Raw genomic sequence first — 21,769 nt, 5'->3', positions numbered from 1 at the left:
TGGCCTGAGTCGGTGTCCGAGGTCGCTCCCGATCCGCGCTCCGGCGCCGCCGTGTCCACAGACGGAACACGTGCACACCGGAGGAGATGGGGATCATGGCTCAGCGTTCAGTAGCGGTTGTCGGCTCGGGATACATGGGCGGGGGCATCGCCCAGGTGCTGGCCCTCGGCGGAGCCCGGGTCGCGCTCGCCGACATCTCCCAGGAGATCGCCGAGGGGAACCTCGAGCGGCTCCTCGGGGAGGCGGAGCAGTTCGTCGCGGACGGGCTCTTCCCGGCGGACGCGGTCGAGCGCCTGCGCGAGAACCTGTGGGCCGCCCCCAGCATCGAGGAGGCCGTCGCGGACGCCTCCTACGTGGAGGAGGCCGTGCCGGAGAAGCTCGAGATCAAGCACGCCACGCTGCGCCGGATCAGCGACGCCGCCCCGGCGGACGCCGTGATCGGCTCCAACACCTCCACCATCTCCATCGCCCAGCTCGCCGAGGTCGTCGAGCACCCGGGTCGCTTCCTGGGCGTGCACTTCTCGAACCCGGCGCCCTTCATCCCCGGCGTGGAGGTCATCCCCCACGAGACCACCGCGCCCGAGACGGTCGAGGCGGCCAAGGAGATCGTCGAGCTGACCGGCAAGAAGGCGGCGGTGGTCAAGGACGTCACGGGCTTCGTCCTCAACCGCCTGCAGTACGCCCTGTTCCACGAGGCCGCCCAGGTGGTCGAGGAGGGCATCGCCACGGCCGAGGACGTCGACACGCTGGTGCGCACCACCTTCGGCTTCCGCCTCCCGTTCTTCGGCCCCTTCGCGATCGCGGACATGGCGGGACTGGACGTCTACTCCTTCTGCTACGCCTCCCTGCAGACCTCGTTCCCCGAGCGCTTCGCCACGCCCAAGGTCCTGCAGGACCTCGTCGACGCCGGCAAGCTCGGCACGAAGTCCGGCGCCGGGTTCCTGCAGATCCCCGCCGAACGCTCGAACGACCTCGTCGCCTACCGCAACAAGGCCTACGTGGCCATGGGCCGGCTGCTCGAGGACCTGGGCCCCAGCCCGGTCGACGAGGAGACCGCCCAGCAGGGCGGCGCGTCCGCCCCCGCCGGCTGAGCCGGCCGCACCGTACCGAGATCCCCGAGCGGGACGGCGGCGCCCGACGTCGAACGCGGCCGTCCCGCCCCCGACCCACCGAGACCACCGAGGCTGGAACGATGACTTTTCTTGTGAACGATCCTGCGGAGTTCGCGTCCGACGCGCTGCGGGGCTATGCGGCGGCTCATCCCGAGCACGTGGCCCTGGCCCACGGCGGGGTGGTGCGCTCGACCGACACCCCGGAGGGCCAGCCGGCGCTGGTGATCGGCGGGGGCTCGGGGCACTATCCGGCCTTCGCCGGGTGGGTGGGCCCGGGGATGGGCCACGGCGCGCCGTGCGGCAACATCTTCTCCTCGCCCTCGGCCTCCCAGGTGTACTCCGTGGCGCGCTCGGCGGAGAACGGCGGCGGCGTGGTGCTGGGCTTCGGCAACTACGCCGGGGACGTGCTGCACTTCGGGCAGGCGGCCGAGAAGCTGCGCGCCGAGGGCGTGGACGTGCGCATCGTGCGGGTCTCCGACGACATCGCCTCCGGCCCGGCCGAGGCGCACCGGGAACGGCGCGGGATCGCCGGGGACCTGATGGTGTTCAAGATCGCCGGTGCGGCGATCGAGGCCGGGGCCGACCTGGACGAGGCCGAGCGGGTGGCGTGGAAGGCCAACGACGCGACGCGCTCCTTCGGGGTGGCCTTCGAGGGCTGCACCCTGCCCGGGGCCGGGGAGGCGCTGTTCCACGTGCCGGCCGGGGAGATGGCGATCGGGCTGGGCATCCACGGGGAGCCGGGAGTGCGCGAGGTGCCGATGGGCACGGCCGACGAGATCGCCGACCTGCTGGTCGACGGCGTGCTGGCGGAGGAGCCGGCGCGCGGTCAGGACGGCTACGAGGGCCGGGTGGCCGTGCTGGTCAACGGGCTGGGCACGGTCAAGTACGAGGAGCTGTTCGTGGTCTACGGACGGGTGGCCGAGCGGCTGGCCGGCCAGGGGCTGACCGTGGTGGCCCCGGAGGTCGGCGAGCACGTCACCAGTCTCGACATGGCCGGGCTGTCGCTGACCGTGGTGTTCCTGGACGAGGAGCTGGAGCGGTACTGGCTGGCCCCGGCCGACACCCCGGCCTTCCGCCGCGGCGCGCCGGACACGGCCGACCGGCCGGCGCGCACCGGGGTGCACACCCCGGGGCAGGAGGACGTGCCGGCCGCCGCGCCGGAGTCCCAGGAGGTCACCGGGCGGATCCTGACGGCGCTGCAGGTGCTGGAGGCCACCGCGGCCGAGCACGAGGAGGACTTCGGCCGCCTGGACGCCATCGCCGGCGACGGCGACCACGGCCAGGGCATGGCCTACGGCACCCGGGGCGCGGCCGCCGCCGCCCGGGCCGCCGCGGAGGCCGGCGCCGGGGCCCGCACGGTCCTGGTGCGTGCCGGTGACGCCTGGGCCGAGGAGGCCGGCGGCACCTCCGGGGCGCTGTGGGGCGCGGCACTGACCGCCGCCGGCGGGGCCTTCGACGACTCCGCCGGCGCCGGGGCCGAGGAAGTGGTGGCCGCTCTCGTGGCCGGGATCGACGCGATCGTGCGGCTGGGCGGGGCCCAGCCGGGGGACAAGACCATGGTCGACGCCGCCCTGCCGTTCCGGGCGAGGCTGCTGGAGGAGTTCGAGGCCTCCTCCGATCTGGCGGACGCGATCAAGCAGGCCGCCGCGGTGGCCCGTCAGGCGGCCGAGGCCACCGCGGAGATCACCGCCCGCCGCGGGCGCTCGAAGGTGCTCGGGGACAAGAGCCTGGGCACCCCGGACCCCGGCGCGCTGTCCTTCTCCGTGCTCATGGACGCCCTGGGCGATTTCCTCGCCCAGGGCCCGGACGCACGGTAGGGGGCGGCCGTGACGGTGTGGGTCGGCACCAGCTGGAAGATGAACAAGACCCTGGCCGAGGCCACCGCCTGGGCCCAGGGCCTGGCCGAGGCCCTGGCCGGACGGGAACTGGGGGGCGTGCAGCCCTTCGTGATCCCGCCGGCCACCGCGATCGCCGCGGTGGCCCAGGTCCTGGCCGAGGAGCCCCGGGTGCTGGTGGGGGCGCAGAACGCCCACTGGGAGGACGCCGGGGCCTGGACCGGGGAGGTCTCCGTGCCGCAGGTCGCCGACGCCGGGGCCCGGATCGTGGAGATCGGCCACTCCGAGCGGCGCGAGCACTTCGCCGAGACGGACGAGACCGTCCGGGCCAAGGTCGCCGCGACCCTGCGCCACGGACTGGTGCCCCTGCTGTGCGTGGGCGAACCGGCGCACGTGCAGGCCGCGGGCGGTTCCGGGGCGCACATCCTCGAGCAGGTCGGCCGGGCCCTGGAGGGCCTGGCCGAGGACCAGCTGGCCCGGGTGCTGATCGCCTACGAACCCGTCTGGGCGATCGGTGAGCACGGCCGCCCGGCCACCACCGCGGAGCTGGCCGAGCCCTTCGCCGCCCTCGCGGCGGCCTGGGGGTCACGCGTGCAGGGCCTGCTCTACGGCGGGTCGGTGAACCTGGACAACGCCGCCGACCTGCTGGGCATTCCCGGCGTGGACGGCCTGTTCGTCGGCCGCACCGCCTGGCAGCTGGAGGGTTATCTGCGGCTGCTGGAGATCGCCGCGGGCCGCTGAGGCCGCTCCGGCACCCGCACCCACGGACCACCCGGACCCACGGACCACCGCACCCGGGAAAAGACCATCGGACAGTGAACGACGAGATGAAGGAGCACCCCATGAGCGAGCAGAAGCTGCGGATCGTGATCGGCGGCGACGACGCCGGATTCGACTACAAGGAGGCCCTGCGCCGGGACCTGGAGGCCGACGACCGCGTGGAGAGCGTGGTGGACGTCGGGGTCTCGAAGACCGAGAACACCGACTACCCGCACGTGGCCGTGGAGGCGGCCCGGAAGGTCGCCTCCGGGGAGGCCGACCGGGCGCTGCTGATCTGCGGCACGGGCCTGGGCGTGGCGATCTCGGCGAACAAGGTCCCGGGCATCCGGGCGGTGACCGCCCACGACTCCTACTCGGTGGAGCGCTCGGTGCTCTCCAACAACGCCCAGGTGCTGTGCATGGGCCAGCGGGTCGTCGGCCTCGAGCTGGCCCGGCGCCTGGCCAAGGAGTGGATCGGCTACGTCTTCGACCCGGCCAGCGCCTCGGCGGCCAAGGTCGAGGCGATCACCAAGTACGAGAACGACTGACCGCACGCCCGCACCGGCATCACCGGGCCCCCGCCACGCTCAGCCGTGCCGGGGGCCCGGCTGCGCCTCCGCGGCGCGCAGGTGCGCCAGGACCGCGGCCGTGACCTCCTCCGGGCGCTCCTCGGCGAGGAAGTGGCCGGCGTCCACGGCCCGGCCCGCGGCCCGGGGGAAGTGCCGCCGCCACAGCTCGAGCGGGTCCTCCCGGGCGCCCACCCGGCCGCGGGCGCCCCACAGGACCAGCGCGGGGAGCTCGAGCCGGGCGTCCTCGTCGGCCCGGTCGATCTCCACGTCCGGTCCGGCCGCGGCGCGGTAGTCGCGGCACCAGGCGTCGACCACGGACGGGTCGCGCGCGGCCTCCTCGTAGGCGGCGAGCGCGGCGGGGTGGAACCCGACCTCGGTGCCGCTGAGGCCCTGCAGCGTCGCGCGCACGAAGTGGACGGGGTCGTGGCCGATCAGCGTCTGCGGCAGTCCGCCGCCCTGGGCGAGGAAGGCCCAGTGGTAGTACTTCTGCACCAGCCAGGCGTCCATCGACCGCCACACCTCCAGCGTGGGCAGGATGTCGAGCAGGGCGACCGAGAGCACCGCCTCGGGGGCGTCGAAGGCCATGCGGTGGGCGGTCCGGGCGCCACGGTCGTGCCCGACGACGTGGAACCGGTCGTGCCCCAGGGCGCGCATGAGCCGGACCTGGTCGGCGGCCATCGCCCGGAAGGTGAAGTCCTCGCTGTCCGTCCAGGAGCGGCCGTAGCCGCGCAGGTCGGCGGCGACCACGGTGAACTCCTCGGCGAGCACGGGGGCCAGGGCGTGCCACATCGCGTGCGTCTGCGGGAAGCCGTGCAGCAGCAGCACGGGCGGGCCGTCGCCGCCCGTGCGGGCGTGGACCACGCCGTCGGGGACGGGGACGTCCTGGGGGGCGAAGTCGGCGAGCACGGTTCCTCCTGGCGGTCGGATCGGCGAAGCGCGCCCCGGGGTGGGCCCGGAGGACCCGGCGCGGGGGTTGTCCCGGCGGGCCGGAGCGCACATGCTCAAGGAAACACCAGGACGCGACCGGGAGACACCCCCATGAACCACGCCCCCGTCCACGTCGCCGGCCGGGCGACCGCCTCGCAGCAGCTCGCGGCCGCGGCCGAGCGGTACACGGCCCGAACCTACTCCCCGCTGGAGGTCGTCGTCGCCCGGGCGCACGGTGCCACCCTCACGGACGTGGAGGGCCGGGAGTACCTGGACTTCCTCGCCGGCTACTCGGCGCTGAACCTCGGGCACGGCCACCCGGCGGTCCTGGCGGCCGCACGGGCCCAGCTGGAGCGGGTGACGCTGACCAGCCGTGCCGTGCACAACGACCAGCTCGGGCCCTTCGCCCGGGAGCTGTGCGAGCTGCTCGGCCAGGACATGATGCTGCCGATGAACACCGGCGCCGAGGCCGTCGAGTCGGCGATCAAGGTCGCCCGGAAGTGGGGCTACGAGCGCAAGGGGGTGGCCCCGGGCCGGGCACGGATCGTCGTGGCGGCGGGCAACTTCCACGGCCGCACCACCACGGTCGTCAGCTTCTCCGACGACGCCGACGCGCACCGCGACTACGGCCCCTACACCCCGGGCTTCGACACCGTGCCCTTCGGGGACCTCGCCGCGCTCGAGGCCGCGCTCACGGACGACACCGTGGCGGTGCTGCTGGAGCCGATCCAGGGCGAGGCCGGGGTGATCGTGCCGCCGCCGGGCTACCTGGCGGGCGTCCGGCGGTGCACCGCCGAGCGCGGCGTCCTGCTCGTCGCCGACGAGATCCAGTCCGGGCTGGGCCGCACGGGCCGGACGCTGGCCTGCGAGCACGAGGGCGTGGAGGCGGACCTGTACCTGCTGGGCAAGGCCCTGGGCGGGGGCGTCCTGCCGGTCTCCGCGGTCGTGGGCCGCGCCGAGGTCCTGTCGGTGCTGCGGCCGGGCCAGCACGGCAGCACCTTCGGCGGCAACCCGCTGGCCGGCGCCGTCGGCCGCGCCGTCGTCGGGCTGCTGTCCACCGGGGAGCCCCAGCGGGCGGCGCGGGAGCGGGGGGAGAGGCTGCACGCCGGTCTCGCCGAGCTCGCGCCGCTGGGCCTCACCGCCGTGCGCGGGCGCGGACTGTGGGCCGGGATCGACATCGACCCGCGCCTGGGCACCGGCCGCGAGTGCTGCGAGCGGCTGGTGGCGCACGGGGTGATCGCCAAGGACACGCACGGCGCGACCGTGCGGCTGAGCCCGCCGCTGGTGATCACGGAGGAGGAGCTGGAGAAGGGCCTGGCCGCCCTGTCCGCAGTGCTCCGGGAGATGGCGGCCGCCTGAGCCGCGCGCTCACCCGGCGCGGCCGGGCGCCTCGTCGTGGGCCAGGGCGGACTCGATGCTGCCGGCCAGCTGGGCCGGTGCGGTCCGCGGGGCGAAGCGGCGGAGCACCCGGCCGTCCCGGCCCACCAGGAACTTGGTGAAGTTCCACTTGATGGCGTCGCCCAGGACCCCGTTGCGCTCTTCCCGCAGCCAGGCCCACAGCGGGTGGGCGCCGGGGCCGTTTACGTCGACCTTCGCGAACATCGGGAACGTGACGCCGTAGTTGCGGCTGCAGAAGTCGGCGATCTCCTCCTCGGTGCCCGGTTCCTGGTGGCCGAACTGGTCGCAGGGGAAGCCGAGCACCACGAAGCCCTCCTGCTTGAAGTTGCGCCACAGCTGCTCGAGGCCCTCGTACTGCGGTGTGAACCCGCACCGGCTCGCCGAGTTGACCACGAGCACCACCTTCCCGGCGTAGGCGGACAGCGGCTGATCGCGCCCGTCCAGGGTGGTGGCGGTGAAGTCGTGCAGCGTGGTCATGGGAGGCCTCCCGGGCGTTCGGCGACGACGGTCCGCTCCCATCATGCCCCTGACCCCGTCCGCGGACCCCCGGACCCCGGCCCCAAGGTCCGCAACCTCGCGCCTCGGAGTGAGGGGGGAGGGACGGGGACGGGTGGATAACGATCCTCGGGCGGGGCGGTCGGGGGGCGCGGGGCCCGGCGTACCCTGACCGTGTCGGAAGGAGCCCGTGATGACGCAGCACACCGAACCGTGGCCTGCGGGAACGCCCTGCTGGACGGACCTCGTGGCCTCCGACCTCGCCCGGACGCAGGAGTTCTACCGGCAGGTCCTCGGCTGGCAGTACGACGACCCGCGGCCCGAGCACGGCGGCTACTGCAACGCCCTCGTGGACGGGGCCCGCGTGGCCGGGCTGTCCCCCGCGGACCCGGACCGGGCCGGTGCGCCCCCCGTGTGGCAGGTGTACCTCGCCGCGGACCGGATCGAGCTGGGCGCGCAGCGGGTCCTGGACGCCGGGGGCACGCAGCTGAGGGGGCCCACGGACATCGGCCCGCTGGGCCGGACGGGCGTCTGGCGGGACCCCGCCGGAGCCGTCTTCGGGATGTGGCAGTCCGGTGAGCACATCGGCTTCGAGGCCGTCGACGTCCCCGGCGCCGTGGTGTGGTGCGACCTCACGACGCCCGACCACCGCACCGCCCGCGACTTCTACGCAGCGGTGTTCGGCTACCACTACGAGGAGACCGGCGGGGACGGCGTCCCCTACGCCACCTTCACGGTGCCGCGAGGCGACCGCCCGGCGGGCGGGATCGGCGGGACGGACCCCGCCGCGCAGGACGCGCCCTCGGCGTGGTCCGTGTGCTTCCAGGTGGAGGGCGTCGACGCGGCCGCCGACCGCGTTCGAGCCGCCGGCGGATCGGTCGTGGAGGAGCCCTTCGACTTCGCCTACGGGCGGCTCGCGGTGGTGGCGGGCCCGGACCGGGAGTCCTTCGCGCTCATGGCACCCGGACAGGGCCCGGTCCCGGAGGAGTGACGGGGCGGCGGTAGGATTGTGACCCAGCAGACATCCACCCCGCCTCCGCACAGATTGGGATCGAGATGAATTCCATCGTCCTCGCCGTCGTCGGCGTGGCCATGATGATCCTCGGGTACCTCCTCTACTCGAAGTTCGTCGCCCGCCGGATCTACAAGCTCCAGGACTCCTTCGTCACCCCCGCCCACGAGCTGGGCGACGGCGTCGACTACGTCCCCACCAACAAGTACGTGCTGTGGGGCCACCACTTCACCTCCGTGGCCGGTGCCGCGCCCATCGTCGGCCCGGCCATCGCGGTGATCTGGGGATGGGTGCCCGCCTTCCTCTGGGTGACGCTCGGCACCGTCTTCTTCGCCGGCGTCCACGACCTGGGCGCCCTGTGGGCGTCCAACCGGCACCAGGGCAGGTCCATCGGGTCGCTGTCCGGGAAGTACATCGGCCACCGGGGACGGAACCTGTTCCTGGTCGTGATCTTCCTCGTGCTGCTCATGGTCAACGCCGCGTTCGCCGTGGTGATCTCCAACCTCCTGGTCGGCACGCCCACCGCGGTGATCCCCACGTGGGGCGCCATCGTCGTGGCGCTGCTCATCGGCCAGGCGGTCTACCGCTACAAGTGGAACCTCGCCGTCGTGTCCGTGGTGGGCGTCGTGGCCCTCTACGCCCTCATCCTGCTCGGCGACCGCTTCCCGGTGGTCCTGCCGGAGACGGTCCTGGGCCTGCCGGCCAACGCGTTCTGGATCGTGGTGCTCTTCGTCTACGCGGGCATCGCGTCCGTGCTGCCCGTATGGATGCTCCTGCAGCCCCGCGACTACATCAACGGCCTGCAGCTTTTCATCGCCCTGGGCATCCTCTACGGCGCGGTGCTGATCTCCGCCCCGACCGTGGTGGCCCCGGCCTTCAACGAGTCCGTGCCCGCGGGCACCCCGAGCATCGTGCCGCTGCTGTTCGTGACCATCGCGTGCGGGGCGATCTCCGGGTTCCACGGCATCGTGGCCTCGGGGACGTCCTCCAAGCAGCTGGACAAGGAGACGGACGCCCGCTTCGTCGGCTACTTCGGCGCCGTCGGCGAGGGCCTCCTGGCGCTGGGCGCGATCATCGCCACGACCGCCGGCTTCCGCACGATCGCCGACTGGGAGGCCGTGTACAGCGCGTTCGGCCAGGGCGGCGTGGCCGCGTTCGTCGAGGGCGGCGCCTCGGTCGTGAACTCCGGCCTCGGCATCCCCCCGTCGCTGAGCGCGACCATCCTCGCGACGATGGCCGTGCTCTTCGCGGCCACGACCATGGACACCGGCATCCGCCTGCAGCGCTTCGTGGTGCAGGAGGCCGGGCACATCATGGGCGTCACCATCGGCAAGGTGGTCGCCACCCTCATCGTCCTCGCGGTGGCCATGGGGCTGACCTTCAGCGCCGGCGCGGACGGCTCGGGCGGCATGCTCATCTGGCCGCTGTTCGGGACCTCGAACCAGCTGCTGGCCGGCCTGACGCTGTCCATGATCGCGGTGATCCTGCTGCGCAAGGGCCGCCCGGTCCTGCCCGTCCTGGTGCCGCTGGTGTTCCTGCTCGTGATGTCCGTCTACGCGCTGATCGTGCAGCTGGGGCAGTTCTGGGCCGCGGAGAACTGGTTCCTGCTCGTGCTCGACATCGTCATCCTGATCGCGGCCGTGTGGGTGATCTTCGAGTCCGCGATCGCGATGTCCCACGCCCGGAAGAATCCGCCGGAGCTCGACGAGGAGCCGCTGCCCAGCGCGGCCGGGCGGGACCGCTCCCTGTGAGCCGGTGACGCTCCCGCAGCGGTGGCGCACCGCGCGGGCCCGCCTCGGGGCGGGCCTGCGCGAGTTCTACGCGGCCCCCTACCGCCGGACCTTCGCCCGCGCCCAGCGCGACGAGGAGGACCTGTTCATGATGCTGGTGCTCTCCGAGGCCCTCGGGGTGCCCAACCCCGCCAGCTACTACACCGTGGAGCTGCTCCCCGTGGTCTACGACCGGTTCCACGACTGGCACCGGCGGATGGGCATGGAGCGCTCGCCCCTGGAGCACATCTCATGCTGCTAGAGCTCGCCGCGGCCCGCCGGGTCCTGTTCGTGGGCGGCAAGGGCGGCGTCGGCAAGACCGCCGTCGCCTCCGCCACGGCCCTCGCCCAGGCCCGGTCGGGCCGGCGGGTGCTCGTGGTCTCGACCGACCCCGCCCACAACCTCGGCCACCTCTGGGAGCGCCCGGTGGGGGACCGGATCACCCCGCTGGTCCGGGTTCCCGGCGGCGGCCACCTCGACGGGATCGAGGTGGACCCGCTCGCCACCACCGAGGCCCACCTCGCCGCCGTGGGCGCCACCGTCCGCAGGCTCATGCCCGAGCACCTCGCCGGGGAGGTCGACAAGCACATGCGGCTCGCCCGCGACTCGCCCGGCACCCACGAGTCCGCGGTCCTGGAGCGGGTCGCCCAGCTGGTGGAGACGGGCCTGGAGGACTACGACCTCGTGGTCTTCGACACCGCGCCCTCCGGGCACACCGCCCGCCTCATGGCCCTGCCGGAGATCATGTCCGCCTGGACCGAGGGCCTGCTGCGGCGCCGGGCCCGGGCGGAGCGGTTCGGCGCCGCGCTGCGCGGGCTCGAGGACCGGGACGAGGCGGCCGAGAGCATCGTGGGCACCGAGCGCCCCCGGGACCCCCGGGAGGAGCGCGACCTCGAGATCCGGCGCATCCTGCTGCGCCGGCGCGCCCGCTTCGAGACGTTGCGCGAGGTCCTGGTGGATCCCCGGTGCTGCGCCTTCGTGATCGTGCTGGCCGCCGAGCGGCTGCCCGTGCTGGAGACGGTCGAGCTGCACGGGCAGCTGGTCCGCGCCGGGGTGCACGTGGGGGCGCTGGTGGTCAACAAGCGCTCCCCGGCCGACGCCGGGGCCTTCCTCGCCGAGCGCCGCGCCCTCGAGGAGACGCACGTGGCCGCCCTGCGCGAGGCGCTGCCGGACCTTCCGCTGCTGCAGGTCCCGCTGCTGCCGGGGGACGTGGTGGGCGAGCCGGCCCTCGAACGGTTCGCGGCGGCGCTCGCCCAGGCGGGGCACAGGCCCGGCTGAGATCCTGGGCCCATGACCACCACCTCCCCCCGCACGGACGCCGGACCGGAACGACGGCGCTCCGCCGGCGCCGGCCCGTGGGTCCTGGCCGGTGTCGCCGCGACGGCCCTCGCCGTGGGGCTGGCGGAGCTGCTGGCCTGGGTCACCGGGCCGGTCGGCGCGCCGCTCACCGCCGTGGGCGGGGTGATCGTGGACGCCGTCCCCGCCCCCGTGAAGGACGCGGCGATCGCCCTGTTCGGCACCGCCGACAAGCTCGTGCTCCTGCTCGTCATGGCCGCCGGCCTCGTGGCGATCGGCGCCGGTCTCGGGGCCGCCCAGCGCGCCAACCGCCCGATGGGCGCCGTGCTGCTCGGCGTGCTGGGGCTCGTCGGCCTGCTGGCGGTGCTCACCCGGGCCGGGGCGGGCGTCGCGGACGCGGTCCCCGTCGTCGTCGGCACGGCCGCCGGGGCGCTGTTCCTCACGGTGCTCACCCGCCGGGCCGAGGCGCCGGAGGACGCCCGGGGCGGCCTCGACCGGCGGGGCTTCGTCCGGGTCTCCGCGGCCGTGGCCGTGCTGGGCGCCGCCGCCGGGGTGGCCGGGCGCTGGGCCTCCGCCGCGGCCGCCCGGGTGCCCGCGGCGCGGGAGATGCTGCGGATCCCCGCCCCGGCGGTGCGGGAGACGATCCCCGCCGGCACGGACCTCGGGATCGAGGGGGTGGAGCCGTGGCTGACCCCGGCCGAGGACTTCTACCGCATCGACACCGCCCTGGCCGTCCCGCGGATCGACGTGGCCGAGTGGGAGCTGCGGATCCACGGCATGGTCGACCGGGAGCTGACGCTGCGCTTCGAGGACCTCACCGGCCGGGCGCTGCTCGAGCGCGCCGTGACGCTGGCGTGCGTGTCCAACCCCGTGGGCGGGGACCTGGTGGGCAACGCGGTGTGGACGGGCGTGCCCATCCGGGAGCTGCTCGCCGAGGCCGGCGTGCAGCCGGGCGCCGACATGGTGCTCTCGACGTCCCAGGACGGCTTCACCGCCGGGACCCCGCTCGAGGCGCTGCTGGACCCGGGCCGGGACTCCCTGCTGGCCGTGACCATGAACGGGGAGCCGCTGCCGTTCGAGCACGGCTACCCGGTGCGCATGGTCGTCTCCGGGCTCTACGGCTACGTGTCCGCCACCAAGTGGCTGGTGGACCTGAAGGTCACCCGCTTCGACCGCGACGAGGGCTACTGGACCCCCCGCGGCTGGTCGGCGCGCGGGCCGATCAAGACCGCCTCCCGGATCGAGGTGCCCCGGGACGGAGGCCGCGTGGACGCCGGGGAGGTCGTCCTCGCCGGCACGGCCTGGGCCCAGGACACCGGGATCGCCGCCGTGCAGGTCAGCGTGGACGAGGGCCCGTGGCAGGAGGCCGACCTGGGCGAGGTGCCCTCCGACGACACGTGGCGGCAGTGGGTGCTGCGCACCGAGCTGCCCGGCGGCCGGCACACCGCGCGGGTGCGGGCGGTGGACCGGGACGGGACCGTCCAGACCGCCGAGCAGGCCCCGCCGGCCCCGGACGGGGCCTCCGGGTGGCACGAGCGGACGTTCACGGTGGCCTGACCGACCCCGCCGGGCCCGCCCGCCGGACAACGCCCCCGCCGGGCGGGCCCGGCGGGGGCGTTGTCCGGCCGAGGTCAGGAACGACCGGCGGAGCCGGGGACCGGCCCGGTGGAGGAGCGCACCACGAAGTGCGCCGGGAGCACCTCGTGGACCGGCTCGTGGTTCGTCCCGGCCAGGTGCTCCAGCAGCCGCTCGACGGCGTGCACCCCCTGCTCCCGGGCGTGCTGGTCGATGGTGGTCAGGCCGAAGGCCTCCCCGATGGGGTGGGCGTCGACGCCGATCACGGACAGCTCCCCGGGCACGGTCAGGCCGAGGTCGCGCGCCGCCAGGACCGCCCCGGCGGCCATCTCGTCGGAGGCCGCGAAGATCGCGGTGGGGCGGTCGGCCGGGTCCGCCAACAGGTTCTTGGCCCGCTGGTAGGCGTCGGTGAAGGTGTAGTCCGAGACGACCGACCAGGCCGGGCCGGCCGCCAGCCCGGCGGCGGCCATGGCCCCCTCCCAGCCGGCGCGGCGGTCGCTGGACATGGGGAAGTGGCTGCCGAACTCCTCGGCGCCGCCGAGGTGGGCGATCCGGCGGTGGCCGAGCGCGATCAGGTGCTCGGTCGCACGGCGCCCGACGTCGTGGTCGTCGATGCTGATGGTGGGCGCGCCCACCAGGGGCCCGCCCACCCCGAGCACGGGGATCCCGGCGGCGAGCAGCTGCTGCGTCTCGGCCGGGTTCAGATGCAGGGAGATCGCCACGGCGGCGTCGAGCCGCTTGCGCAGCAGGAAGTCGGTCAGCACCGTCTCCCGGTAGCGGTCGCCCTCGAAGTTGTAGAGGGACAGGTCGTAGCCGGCCTCCATGAGCGCCCCGGCCACGCCCTCGAGCACGGTGGAGAAGTACCACCGGTCCACGTAGGGCAGCACCACCCCAATGTTGCGGCTGCGCCCGCTGGCCAGGCTGGAGGCGTGGTAGGACACCACGAAGCCCAGCTCGTGGGCGGCCTGCTGCACCCGTGCCCGGGCCCGGGAGGACACGTGGCCCTTGCCGCTGAGGGCGCGGGAGACCGTGGCCGTGGACACCCCGGCCCGGGCGGCGACGTCCTGGAGCCGCGGTGGGCTCACGGACCCGTCGTGCCGTGGTCCTCCGTCTGCAGCCATATGCACTCCTCCGGGTTCAGGACGTGGGGCGCGGACGTCCCGGGACGGCTGCGCAGCAGCACCGGCAGGTCCGGCAGCTCCACCGCGGCGTCACCGGTGTTCAGCAGCACCAGGACGTCGTTGTTGACCAGGCCCAGGCAGCCCGGCCCGCCGAGGTCCTCCACCCAGGCGAGCGAGCCCGATCCGAGCCCGTGCGCCCGCCGCAGCGCCAGGGCGGCGCGGTAGAGGGACAGCGTGGAGGCCGGGTCCTCCCGCTGCGCCTCGCGCGAGAGCTCCGCCCAGCCCGGGGGCTGCGGGAGCCAGGACCTGCCGTTGGCACTGTAGCCGAGAGACGCGCCGGAGCGGGTCCACGGCAGCGGCACCCGGCAGCCGTCGCGGCCGAGCCGCGCCCCGCCGGTGCGGTGGTAGGTGGGGTCCTGGCGGACCTCGGCGGGCAGGCCCGTGTGGTCCGGCAGCCCGAGCTCCTCCCCCTGGTACAGGTAGACGCCGCCCGGCAGCCCGAGCATGAGCAGGGAGGCGGCGTCCGCCCGCCGGGCTCCGCGGACGTGGTCCGGCTGCTCGTCCTCGGGGCCGATGCCGTCGCCGGGCCGGGCGGGGTTCGCGCCCAGGCCGAGACGGGTCGCGTGGCGCACCACGTCGTGGTTGGACAGCACCCAGGTGGTGGGGGCCCCGACGGCGTCGAACGCCTCGAGGGAGGAGGTGATGATCCGCCGCAGCTCCGCCGCGTCCCAGGGCGCGGCCAGGTAGGAGAAGTTGAAGGTCTGGTGCATCTGGTCCGGGCGCACCCAGTCGGCCAGCCGGGTCAGCGGCTCCACACTGGCCTCGGCGCAGAGGATCCGCTCGCCGTCGTACTCCGCCAGCACCTCGCGCCAGCGGCGGTAGATGTCGTGGATCTGCGGCTGGCCGAACATCGGGGCGTCGTTGAAGGGGTAGCCGGGGACGCTGCCGCCGTCGGCGCGCCCGCCCCAGTCGGGCAGCCCCTTCGCCTTGATCAGCGCGTGGGCCACGTCCACCCGGAAGCCGGCCACTCCGCGGTCGAGCCAGAAGCGCAGGATCCGCTCGAACTCCTGCCGGACCTGCTCGTTGTCCCAGTCGAAGTCCGGCTGGGAGGAGTCGAACAGGTGCAGGTACCACTGGCCGGGGGCTCCGCCGGGCTCCGTCACCCGGGTCCAGGCGGGGCCCCCGAAGTGGGACTGCCAGTTGTTCGGGGGCAGCTCCCCGGACGGTCCCCGGCCGTCCCGGAAGACGAACAGGCCGCGCTCGGGGCTGCCCGGCCCCGCCGCGAGGGCCCGCTGGAACAGCACGTGCTCGGTGGAGCAGTGGTTGGGGACCAGGTCGACGATCACCTTCACGGACAGCTCGTCCGCCGCGGCCACCAGGGCGTCGAAGTCGGCCAGGGTCCCGAGGGCGGGGTCGACGTCGCAGTAGTCGCTCACGTCGTAGCCGCCGTCGCGCTGCGGGGACGGGTAGAAGGGCGAGAGCCACAGGGCGTCGATGTCGAGCTCGGCCAGCTGCCCCAGCTCGGCGGTGATGCCGGCGAGGTCGCCGAGACCGTCCCCGTCGAGGTCCCGGAAGGAGCGCGGGTACACCTGGTAGATCACCGAGGAGCGCCACCACCTCGGCTCCCGGTCGCGGTCGTGGAGAGGGGTGAGGCGCAGGGACGGCAGTGTGCCGGAGGTCGTCAGCATGTGCGGCATCTTACGGACAGGACCGCCGTTGTGGAAACGCTTACACGCGTTCCGCCCTGATCAGTCGGCTGATTGAGCGCTGTGGACAGGGATAATGGTAGCGCTTACAGTAGTGACCTGTCTCACTCAGCGCGGTGCGGGCGTCGTACCGGACCCCCGGGACCGGCAGCTCGCGGCCCGCGCCGCCCCGCCGCCGACCGGACGCCCCGATCGCGCCCGACCCCGAGGAACCCCCACCATGAAACGCATCCCCCGGACGGCCGTCGCGGCCGCGGCCGTGCTCCTGCTCGCAGGGTGCTCCTCCGCGCCCACGGCCGGAGTCGCCGGTCTGGCCGGCGGGCCCGGCAGCATCAGGATCCAGGCCGGCGACGACGAGATCCCGGCCCTGCGCGAGATCGCCGCGGACTTCACCGCGGACTCCGGGGTGGAGGTGGAGTTCGTCCAGCGGGAGGTCAACGCGCAGGCGATCTCCAACTTCATCTCCCAGGCGCCCACGGGGCAGGCCCCGGACATCATCGTCTCGCCGCACGACAACCTCGGCCAGCTGGCCTCCAACGGCGTGGTGGTCCCGGTGGAGCTGGGCGAGCGCGCCGCGGACTTCTCGGCGAACGCCCGCGACGCCGTGGTCTACGACGGCGTCAGCTACGGGGTGCCCTACGCGATCGAGAACGTGGCCCTGCTGCGCAACAACGAGCTCACCACCGAGGACCCGGCGAGCTTCGACGAGCTGCGGGCCGTCGGCCACCGGCTCATGGACGAGCAGGGCATCGAGTACCCGTTCACGGTCAGCCAGTCCGCGGAGGCCGGGGATCCCTACCACCTGTACGCCCTGCAGACCTCCTTCGGCGCCGAGGTGTTCGAGCGCACCGAGGAGGGGGAGTACACCGGCACCCTCACCATGGGCGGCCCGGACGGGCACGCCTTCGCCCGCTACCTGCAGGACCTCGGGCGGAGCGGGGACCTGCGCACGTCCATGAGCCCGGACATCGCCAAGGAGTCCTTCCTCACCGGGGAGTCCGCCTTCCATCTGGGCGGGCCGTGGGAGCTGACCGACGTCGAGGCCGCCGGGATGGACGTGAGCGTCCTGCCCGTGCCCCCGGCCGGGGACGAGCAGTCCCGCCCGTTCGTGGGCGTCCAGGCGTTCTTCGTCAACGCCCACGCCGCCAACCCGGTCGCCGCCCAGGACTTCGCCGCCAACTACCTCACCCGCCCCGAGGCCCAGACGGCCCTGTACGAGAGCACGGGACGGCCGCCGGCCAGCCAGGTGGCCGTGGACCGGATGCAGGGTGATCCGCTGCGCTCGGCCTACGCGCGGATCGCCGAGTCGGGCCTGCCCATGCCGGCCATTCCCGAGATGGGCGCCGTGTGGAGCTTCTGGGGCACCACCGAGAACGCCGTCGTGGACGGCCGCGGGGATCCCGTGGAGCTGTGGGACCGCATGATCGACAACATCGAAGGACAGATCTCATGAGCACGAGCACCACCACCCGGGACGGGACGGCCACCTCCGGGACGGCCGACGGGGACACCGCGCCCGGTGCCCCCCGCGAGCGCCGGCACGCCCACTCCCGGGGGTTCGGCCCGGGCTTCGTGGTCAAGCTGGTCCTGATGGCGCTGATCAACGCCTTCGGCCTCTTCGGCATCCTGGCGGCCTGGGCCGTCGGCAGCTGGGGCATCCTGGTGTTCCTCGCCGCGGCCCTCCTCGCCGCCGACCTCGTGTACTTCCTGCCGGCCCGCAGGCTGCTGCCCGCCAAGTACCTGTTCCCCGGGCTGGCCTTCCTGCTGGTCTTCCAGGTCTTCGTGCTGGTCTACACCGCCGCCACGGCGTTCACGAACTACGGGGACGGGCACAACGCCACCAAGGACGCGGCGATCACCCAGCTCACCACCACGTACGAGCAGCGGGTCGAGGGCTCCGAGGCGTACGCCGTCACGGTGCTCGAGGGCCCGGACGGGCTGGCGCTGGCCGCCGTGCAGGACGACCGGGTGCTCGTGGGTGCTGCGGACCGGCCGCTGGCCCCGCTCGAGGGGGCCGCGGTCACGGAGGGGCGCGTCGTCGAGGCGCCCGGCCACGAGGTCCTCTCCTACGCGGAGGTCGTCGGCGCCCAGGACGAGCTCGGGGAGCTGCGGGTCCCGGTGAGCGGGCAGGCCGAGGACGGTGCGCTGCGCACCGACGACGGCCGCACCGCCTACGCCTACGAGCCCACGCTCGCCTACGACGAGGCCGCCGACGCGATGGTCGCCGCGGACGGCACCGTCTACGCCGACAACGGCGAGGGCGCGTTCGCCGGCCCCGACGGCGAGGTCCTGCGCCCCGGCTGGCGGGTGTTCGTGGGCCTGGACAACTTCGGGGCGATCTTCGACCCGGCCGTCCTGGGCGGACCGTTCGTCGCCGTGACCCTGTGGACCTTCGCCTTCGCCGTCCTGTCGGTGGCGCTGACCTTCTTCCTGGGCCTGCTGCTGGCGATCCTGTTCAACGACGAGAGGCTGAGGTTCCGCAACGTCTACCGCGCCGTCGTCTTCCTGCCCTACGCCTTCCCCGCGTTCCTGTCCATCCTCATCTGGGCGGGCCTGCTCAACACGGACTTCGGCTTCGTCAACGAGGTCCTGCTGGGCGGGACGGGGGTGCCCTGGCTGGAGAACCCCTGGCTGGCCAAGCTCTCGCTGCTGCTGGTCAACCTCTGGCTGGGCTTCCCGTACATGTTCCTCGTGACCACCGGGGCCCTGCAGGCCATCCCCGGGGAGCTCTACGAGTCGGCCGAGATGGACGGGGCCGGCCCGGTGCGCCAGTTCGGCTCGATCACCCTGCCGATGCTCATGGTGGCCGTGGGCCCGCTGCTCATCGCGTCCTTCGCCATGAACTTCAACAACTTCAACGTGGTCTACCTGCTCACCGGCGGCGGCCCGCAGGACCTGGAGTCCACCACCGGGGTGGGCGCCACGGACATCCTCATCTCGTTCGTCTACAAGATCGCGTTCGCCGGCGGCACCAACGACTACGGTCTGGCCTCGGCTCTGTCCATCCTCATCTTCATCATGGTGGCCGTCGTCTCCGCGCTGACGTTCCGCCGCAGCAAGGCTCTCGAGGAGATCAGCTGACATGTCCACCCCCACGACTCCCACCACGTCCCCGCGCCGGCGGCCCTCGGCGGGCCGGCGCTTCGCCCGCGGCGGGTGGAAGCACCTGGCCGCCATCGCCGCGTGCGTCTTCGCCCTCTTCCCGCTGGTCTACGCCTTCTCCGCGTCGCTGTCCGCCTCGGGGTCCCTGCTGGGGTCCAACCAGCTGTTCTCGGACCTCACGGGGGCCAACTACGCCGACCTGCTCAGCGACCCGCAGAAGCCCTACCTGACCTGGTTCGGCAACTCGCTGTTCGTCTCGGTCAGCACGGCCGCGGGCACGGTGCTGATGGGCGCGGCCGCGGCCTACGCGTTCTCCCGCTTCCGCTTCCGCTCCCGCCGGGGCGGGCTGCTGGCCCTGCTGGTGATCCAGATGTTCCCGCAGCTGCTGGCGTTCGTGGCGATCTTCCTGCTGCTGTTCGCGATCTCCGAGGTCTACCCGGTCCTGGGCCTGAACTCCCGGCTGGGCCTGGTGGCCGTCTACCTGGGCGGGGCGCTGGGGGCCAACACGTTCCTCATGTACGGCTTCTTCAACACGATCCCCAAGGACCTGGACGAGGCCGCGGAGCTCGACGGCGCCTCCCACGCCCAGATCTACTGGACCATGATCCTGCCGCTGGTCACCCCCATCCTCGTGGTGGTCGGGATGCTGTCCTTCATCGCGTCCTTCTCGGACTTCCTGCTCGCCCAGATCGTGCTGCAGGACCCGGAGAAGTACACGCTGGCCGTGGGGCTCTACCAGTTCGTCTCCGTGCAGTTCGGGGAGAACTGGGGCGTGTTCACCGCCGGGGCGATCCTGGCGGCGATCCCGGTGGTCGTGCTGTTCCTGTTCCTGCAGCGCTACATCGTCTCCGGGCTGACCGGCGGCGCGGTGAAGGGCTGACGCCGGGTCCTGCCATGATGGGGCGGGACCCGGGACGGACGGAAGGCGGTGCGCGGTGACGCTGGTGGACAACGCGGTGTACGTGAGCGGGGTGCGGACCTCCAGCCCGCGCGACCTCGACGAGACCTACGCGGCCCTGCGCGCCCGCGGCGGCATGGCGTGGATCGGGCTCTACCGCCCCGGGACCGCCGAGGTGCAGTCCGTGGCCCAGGAGTTCGGCCTGCACCCCCTCGCCGTCGAGGACGCCCTCAAGGGCCACCAGCGCGCCAAGCTGGAGCGCTTCGGGGACACCCTCTTCGTGGTGCTGCGCCCGGCCCGGTACCTGGACGACGTGGAGAAGGTCGAGTTCGGGGAGCTGCACGTCTTCGTGGGCGCCGACTTCGTGGTCACCGTCCGGCACGCCGAGTCCCCCGACCTGGCTGCGGTGCGCCACCGGCTGGAGACCTCGCCGGAGCTGCTGCGGATGGGCCCGCAGGCGGTGCTGTACGGGATCCTCGACGAGGTGGTCGACCGCTACCTGCCCGTCCTCGCGGGGCTGGAGAACGACATCGACGAGATCGAGGACGAGATCTTCGCCGCGGACCAGGACGTCTCCCGCCGCATCTACGAGCTCTCCCGCGAGGTGATCGAGTTCCAGCGCGCCGTGCACCCGCTGGTGCACATGCTCGACGCCCTGCAGCGCGGCTCCGAGAAGTACGGCCTGGACGCGGAGCTGCAGACCCGGCTGCGGGACGTGCAGGACCACGCCATCCGCGCCGCGGACCGCGCCGACTCGTTCCGGGCGCTGCTGCAGAACGCCCTCACGGTGCACGCGACCCTCGTGGGGCAGCGGCAGAACGACGAGATGCAGCGGCTCACCGAGTCCGCCCTGGCGCAGAGCGAGGAGGTCAAGCGGATCTCCTCCTGGGCGGCCATCCTCTTCGCCCCCACCCTGGTGGGCACGGTGTACGGGATGAACTTCGAGCACATGCCGGAGCTCGCGTGGCCGCTGGGCTATCCGTTCGCGCTGCTGGCCATGCTCGGCATGGGCCTGGTGCTCTACGGGGTGTTCAAGTGGAAGAAGTGGCTGTGAGCGGCGCCGGGGGAGCGCCCCGGCGTGCGGACGCCGGGTCTCAGACGCTGTGGCGCATCGCGCGGATCCCCACGGCCAGCCCCAGGGCGGCCAGTGCGGCCGCCGCGAGCGCGCCGGCCGCGACGGAGGGGTCGCCGAACCGGCCGTTGAACAGGGCCCGCTCGGCGTCGACCATGTAGGTGAGCGGGTTGAACCGGGAGAGCGCCTGCATCCAGCGCGGGCCGGCCTCGAGGGGCAGGAGCATCCCGGAGAGCAGCATGAGCGGGAACAGCAGTCCCTGCTGCACGGTCCAGAACATCCAGTCCCGGTTCCGCGAGACGATGGCCAGGGCGTAGCTCAGCGCGCCCAGCCCCACCCCGAAGACCGCGAGGATCGCCAGGCCCACCACCATGCCGGGCAGGGACGGGCGGAAGCCGGCGAGCGCGGCCACCCCGGAGAGCACCAGGGCCTGCAGGACCAGCGGCACCATCTCCTTGCACGCCCGCCCCACCATGAGGGACGAGCGGGACACGGGGGCCACCAGCATCCGCTCGTGCGCCCCGGACTGGATCTCGAACAGCAGGTTCGACCCGGTCATGGCGGTGCCGAACAGCGCGATCATCACCACGATGCCCGGCACGAACCACTGGAAGGCCTGGTCGAGGGGCAGCCCGGTCATCCCGCCCAGGAGCGGGCCGAAGAGGGCCAGGAACATCAGCGGCTGCACGAGCGAGAACACCAGGCTGAAGGGGTCGCGGACCACCGGGCGCAGCTCGCGGACGAAGACGCTGACGGAGTCGTGCAGCACACCGGCCGGGCGGGCCTGGGCTCCGGGCGCCTTGCGAGGAGGCGGGACGGTGGTCACGGGGCCGCTCCCACGCTCGGGGCCTCGGCGGCCGGGCCGGCCTCGGACGGGCTCGGGTCCTGCTCGCGCAGGCTCCGGCCGGTGAGCCGCAGGAAGACGTCGTCGAGGGTCGGGCGGGCCAGCTCCGCGGTCCGCGCCGGGTGGCCGCTGCGATCGAGTTCGCGCAGCAGGCCCGGCAGCACGCGCTCGCCGTGCTCGACGGCGACGACGACGCGCGTGCCCTCCCCGGTCGCGGCCGCCTCCGGCTCGGCGGCGGCCCCGGCGGCGCGGGCCGCGGCCCGGACTGCGTAGGGGTTG

The 21,769-nt window shown here is 73.6% G+C and carries 19 protein-coding genes and 1 pseudogene; 14 read left to right on the top strand and 6 right to left on the bottom strand.

The annotated features are described in order from the left end of the window. The first annotated feature begins 95 nt into the window (after nt 1-95). The 4 genes from ABL57_RS11300 (at nt 96) to ABL57_RS11285 (ending at nt 4,254) form a co-directional block, all read left to right on the top strand. Entirely contained in the window at nt 96-1,091 is a 996-nt protein-coding gene (locus ABL57_RS11300; RefSeq protein ID WP_047803637.1) for a 3-hydroxyacyl-CoA dehydrogenase family protein, read from the top strand. 101 nt (nt 1,092-1,192) lie between these two features. Further along, nucleotides 1,193-2,929 carry a dihydroxyacetone kinase family protein gene (locus ABL57_RS11295; RefSeq protein ID WP_047803576.1) on the top strand — a complete coding sequence of 579 codons (1,737 nt, stop codon included), beginning with the start codon at nt 1,193-1,195 and terminating at the stop codon, nt 2,927-2,929. 9 nt (nt 2,930-2,938) lie between these two features. Next, complete coding sequence (locus ABL57_RS11290; protein WP_082157403.1) at nt 2,939-3,688, top strand: triose-phosphate isomerase; 750 nt, start codon at nt 2,939-2,941, stop codon at nt 3,686-3,688. Nucleotides 3,689-3,789: 101 nt separating this feature from the next. Then, nucleotides 3,790-4,254 carry a ribose-5-phosphate isomerase gene (locus ABL57_RS11285; RefSeq protein WP_047803635.1) on the top strand — a complete coding sequence of 155 codons (465 nt, stop codon included), beginning with the start codon at nt 3,790-3,792 and terminating at the stop codon, nt 4,252-4,254. Nucleotides 4,255-4,293: 39 nt separating this feature from the next. Here the strand turns inward: ABL57_RS11285 and ABL57_RS11280 are convergent, their stop codons facing one another. After that, the gene (locus ABL57_RS11280; protein WP_047803575.1) at nt 4,294-5,181 is read right to left on the bottom strand and encodes an alpha/beta fold hydrolase; all 888 of its coding nucleotides are present in this window, start codon (nt 5,179-5,181) and stop codon (nt 4,294-4,296) included. Nucleotides 5,182-5,313: 132 nt separating this feature from the next. On the opposite strand from ABL57_RS11280, the gene rocD reads away from it, so the two are divergent. Beyond that, nucleotides 5,314-6,561, top strand: coding sequence for an ornithine--oxo-acid transaminase (gene rocD, locus ABL57_RS11275; protein ID WP_047803574.1), 1,248 nt, complete (start codon nt 5,314-5,316; stop codon nt 6,559-6,561). Nucleotides 6,562-6,570: 9 nt separating this feature from the next. On the opposite strand, the gene ABL57_RS11270 is transcribed toward rocD, so the two are convergent. Beyond that, nucleotides 6,571-7,077 (bottom strand): glutathione peroxidase, encoded by a 507-nt coding sequence (locus tag ABL57_RS11270; protein ID WP_047803573.1) that lies wholly within the window; start codon nt 7,075-7,077, stop codon nt 6,571-6,573. Between the two features lie 211 nt (nt 7,078-7,288). On the opposite strand from ABL57_RS11270, the gene ABL57_RS11265 reads away from it, so the two are divergent. The 5 genes from ABL57_RS11265 (at nt 7,289) to ABL57_RS11245 (ending at nt 12,729) form a co-directional block, all read left to right on the top strand. Further along, nucleotides 7,289-8,086 carry a VOC family protein gene (locus ABL57_RS11265; RefSeq protein ID WP_047803572.1) on the top strand — a complete coding sequence of 266 codons (798 nt, stop codon included), beginning with the start codon at nt 7,289-7,291 and terminating at the stop codon, nt 8,084-8,086. A gap of 65 nt (nt 8,087-8,151) precedes the next feature. Next, a complete protein-coding gene (locus tag ABL57_RS11260) occupies nt 8,152-9,858 on the top strand; it encodes a carbon starvation protein A (protein WP_047803571.1) in 1,707 nt (568 codons plus the stop codon). Between the two features lie 4 nt (nt 9,859-9,862). After that, on the top strand, nt 9,863-10,138 hold the full coding sequence (locus ABL57_RS11255; protein WP_047803570.1) for a cory-CC-star protein: 276 nt from the start codon (nt 9,863-9,865) through the stop codon (nt 10,136-10,138). Next, nucleotides 10,129-11,154 (top strand): ArsA family ATPase, encoded by a 1,026-nt coding sequence (locus ABL57_RS11250; RefSeq protein ID WP_047803569.1) that lies wholly within the window; start codon nt 10,129-10,131, stop codon nt 11,152-11,154. The genes ABL57_RS11255 and ABL57_RS11250 overlap by 10 nt, the downstream gene beginning before the upstream one ends. Nucleotides 11,155-11,166: 12 nt before the next feature. Beyond that, complete coding sequence (locus tag ABL57_RS11245) at nt 11,167-12,729, top strand: molybdopterin-dependent oxidoreductase (protein WP_047803568.1); 1,563 nt, start codon at nt 11,167-11,169, stop codon at nt 12,727-12,729. Nucleotides 12,730-12,803: 74 nt separating this feature from the next. Here the strand turns inward: ABL57_RS11245 and ABL57_RS11240 are convergent, their stop codons facing one another. Together ABL57_RS11240 and ABL57_RS11235 are read right to left on the bottom strand one after the other, a co-directional pair. Continuing rightward, nucleotides 12,804-13,832: a LacI family DNA-binding transcriptional regulator gene (locus tag ABL57_RS11240; protein WP_082157401.1), complete on the bottom strand. Its 1,029-nt coding sequence runs from the start codon at nt 13,830-13,832 to the stop codon at nt 12,804-12,806. Beyond that, a complete protein-coding gene (locus ABL57_RS11235; protein WP_053004924.1) occupies nt 13,829-15,556 on the bottom strand; it encodes an alpha-amylase family glycosyl hydrolase in 1,728 nt (575 codons plus the stop codon). The genes ABL57_RS11240 and ABL57_RS11235 overlap by 4 nt, the downstream gene beginning before the upstream one ends. A gap of 238 nt (nt 15,557-15,794) precedes the next feature. Here ABL57_RS11235 and ABL57_RS11230 point away from each other — a divergent pair, with 238 nt between their 5' ends. The 4 genes from ABL57_RS11230 to ABL57_RS11215 are packed head-to-tail and all read left to right on the top strand — an operon-like array spanning nt 15,795 to nt 20,628. Beyond that, on the top strand, nt 15,795-17,027 hold the full coding sequence (locus ABL57_RS11230; RefSeq protein WP_047803565.1) for a maltose ABC transporter substrate-binding protein: 1,233 nt from the start codon (nt 15,795-15,797) through the stop codon (nt 17,025-17,027). Beyond that, the gene (locus ABL57_RS11225; protein WP_047803564.1) at nt 17,024-18,655 is read left to right on the top strand and encodes an ABC transporter permease subunit; all 1,632 of its coding nucleotides are present in this window, start codon (nt 17,024-17,026) and stop codon (nt 18,653-18,655) included. Before ABL57_RS11230 ends, ABL57_RS11225 begins: the two co-directional genes overlap by 4 nt. 1 nt (nt 18,656) lies before the next feature. Beyond that, entirely contained in the window at nt 18,657-19,556 is a 900-nt protein-coding gene (locus ABL57_RS11220; protein WP_047803563.1) for a sugar ABC transporter permease, read from the top strand. A gap of 55 nt (nt 19,557-19,611) precedes the next feature. Then, nucleotides 19,612-20,628, top strand: a complete 1,017-nt coding sequence (locus ABL57_RS11215; protein WP_047803562.1) for a magnesium and cobalt transport protein CorA — start codon at nt 19,612-19,614, stop codon at nt 20,626-20,628. A gap of 40 nt (nt 20,629-20,668) precedes the next feature. On the opposite strand, the gene ABL57_RS11210 is transcribed toward ABL57_RS11215, so the two are convergent. Beyond that, nucleotides 20,669-21,472 (bottom strand): ABC transporter permease, encoded by an 804-nt coding sequence (locus ABL57_RS11210; RefSeq protein ID WP_047803561.1) that lies wholly within the window; start codon nt 21,470-21,472, stop codon nt 20,669-20,671. Further along, nucleotides 21,469-21,769: pseudogene (locus tag ABL57_RS11205) on the bottom strand (ABC transporter); the annotation flags it as partial. The pseudogene ABL57_RS11205 and the gene ABL57_RS11210, both read right to left, overlap by 4 nt.

The sequence above is a fragment of the Kocuria sp. SM24M-10 genome, from assembly GCF_001027955.1.
In the GTDB taxonomy this organism is placed as follows: domain Bacteria; phylum Actinomycetota; class Actinomycetes; order Actinomycetales; family Micrococcaceae; genus Kocuria; species Kocuria oceani.
Note: the sequence above shows the minus strand (reverse complement) of the source record. Positions and strands in the feature narration are given on the sequence as shown.

Coding starts and splice junctions, on each gene's coding strand:
- ABL57_RS11300 (WP_047803637.1), top strand. CDS start 96: ATGGCTCAGCGTTCAGTAGCGGTTGTCGGCTCGGGATACATGGGCGGG.
- ABL57_RS11295 (WP_047803576.1), top strand. CDS start 1,193: ATGACTTTTCTTGTGAACGATCCTGCGGAGTTCGCGTCCGACGCGCTG.
- ABL57_RS11285 (WP_047803635.1), top strand. CDS start 3,790: ATGAGCGAGCAGAAGCTGCGGATCGTGATCGGCGGCGACGACGCCGGA.
- rocD (WP_047803574.1), top strand. CDS start 5,314: ATGAACCACGCCCCCGTCCACGTCGCCGGCCGGGCGACCGCCTCGCAG.
- ABL57_RS11270 (WP_047803573.1), bottom strand. CDS start 7,077: ATGACCACGCTGCACGACTTCACCGCCACCACCCTGGACGGGCGCGAT.
- ABL57_RS11265 (WP_047803572.1), top strand. CDS start 7,289: ATGACGCAGCACACCGAACCGTGGCCTGCGGGAACGCCCTGCTGGACG.
- ABL57_RS11260 (WP_047803571.1), top strand. CDS start 8,152: ATGAATTCCATCGTCCTCGCCGTCGTCGGCGTGGCCATGATGATCCTC.
- ABL57_RS11250 (WP_047803569.1), top strand. CDS start 10,129: ATGCTGCTAGAGCTCGCCGCGGCCCGCCGGGTCCTGTTCGTGGGCGGC.
- ABL57_RS11245 (WP_047803568.1), top strand. CDS start 11,167: ATGACCACCACCTCCCCCCGCACGGACGCCGGACCGGAACGACGGCGC.
- ABL57_RS11235 (WP_053004924.1), bottom strand. CDS start 15,556: ATGCTGACGACCTCCGGCACACTGCCGTCCCTGCGCCTCACCCCTCTC.
- ABL57_RS11230 (WP_047803565.1), top strand. CDS start 15,795: ATGAAACGCATCCCCCGGACGGCCGTCGCGGCCGCGGCCGTGCTCCTG.
- ABL57_RS11225 (WP_047803564.1), top strand. CDS start 17,024: ATGAGCACGAGCACCACCACCCGGGACGGGACGGCCACCTCCGGGACG.
- ABL57_RS11220 (WP_047803563.1), top strand. CDS start 18,657: ATGTCCACCCCCACGACTCCCACCACGTCCCCGCGCCGGCGGCCCTCG.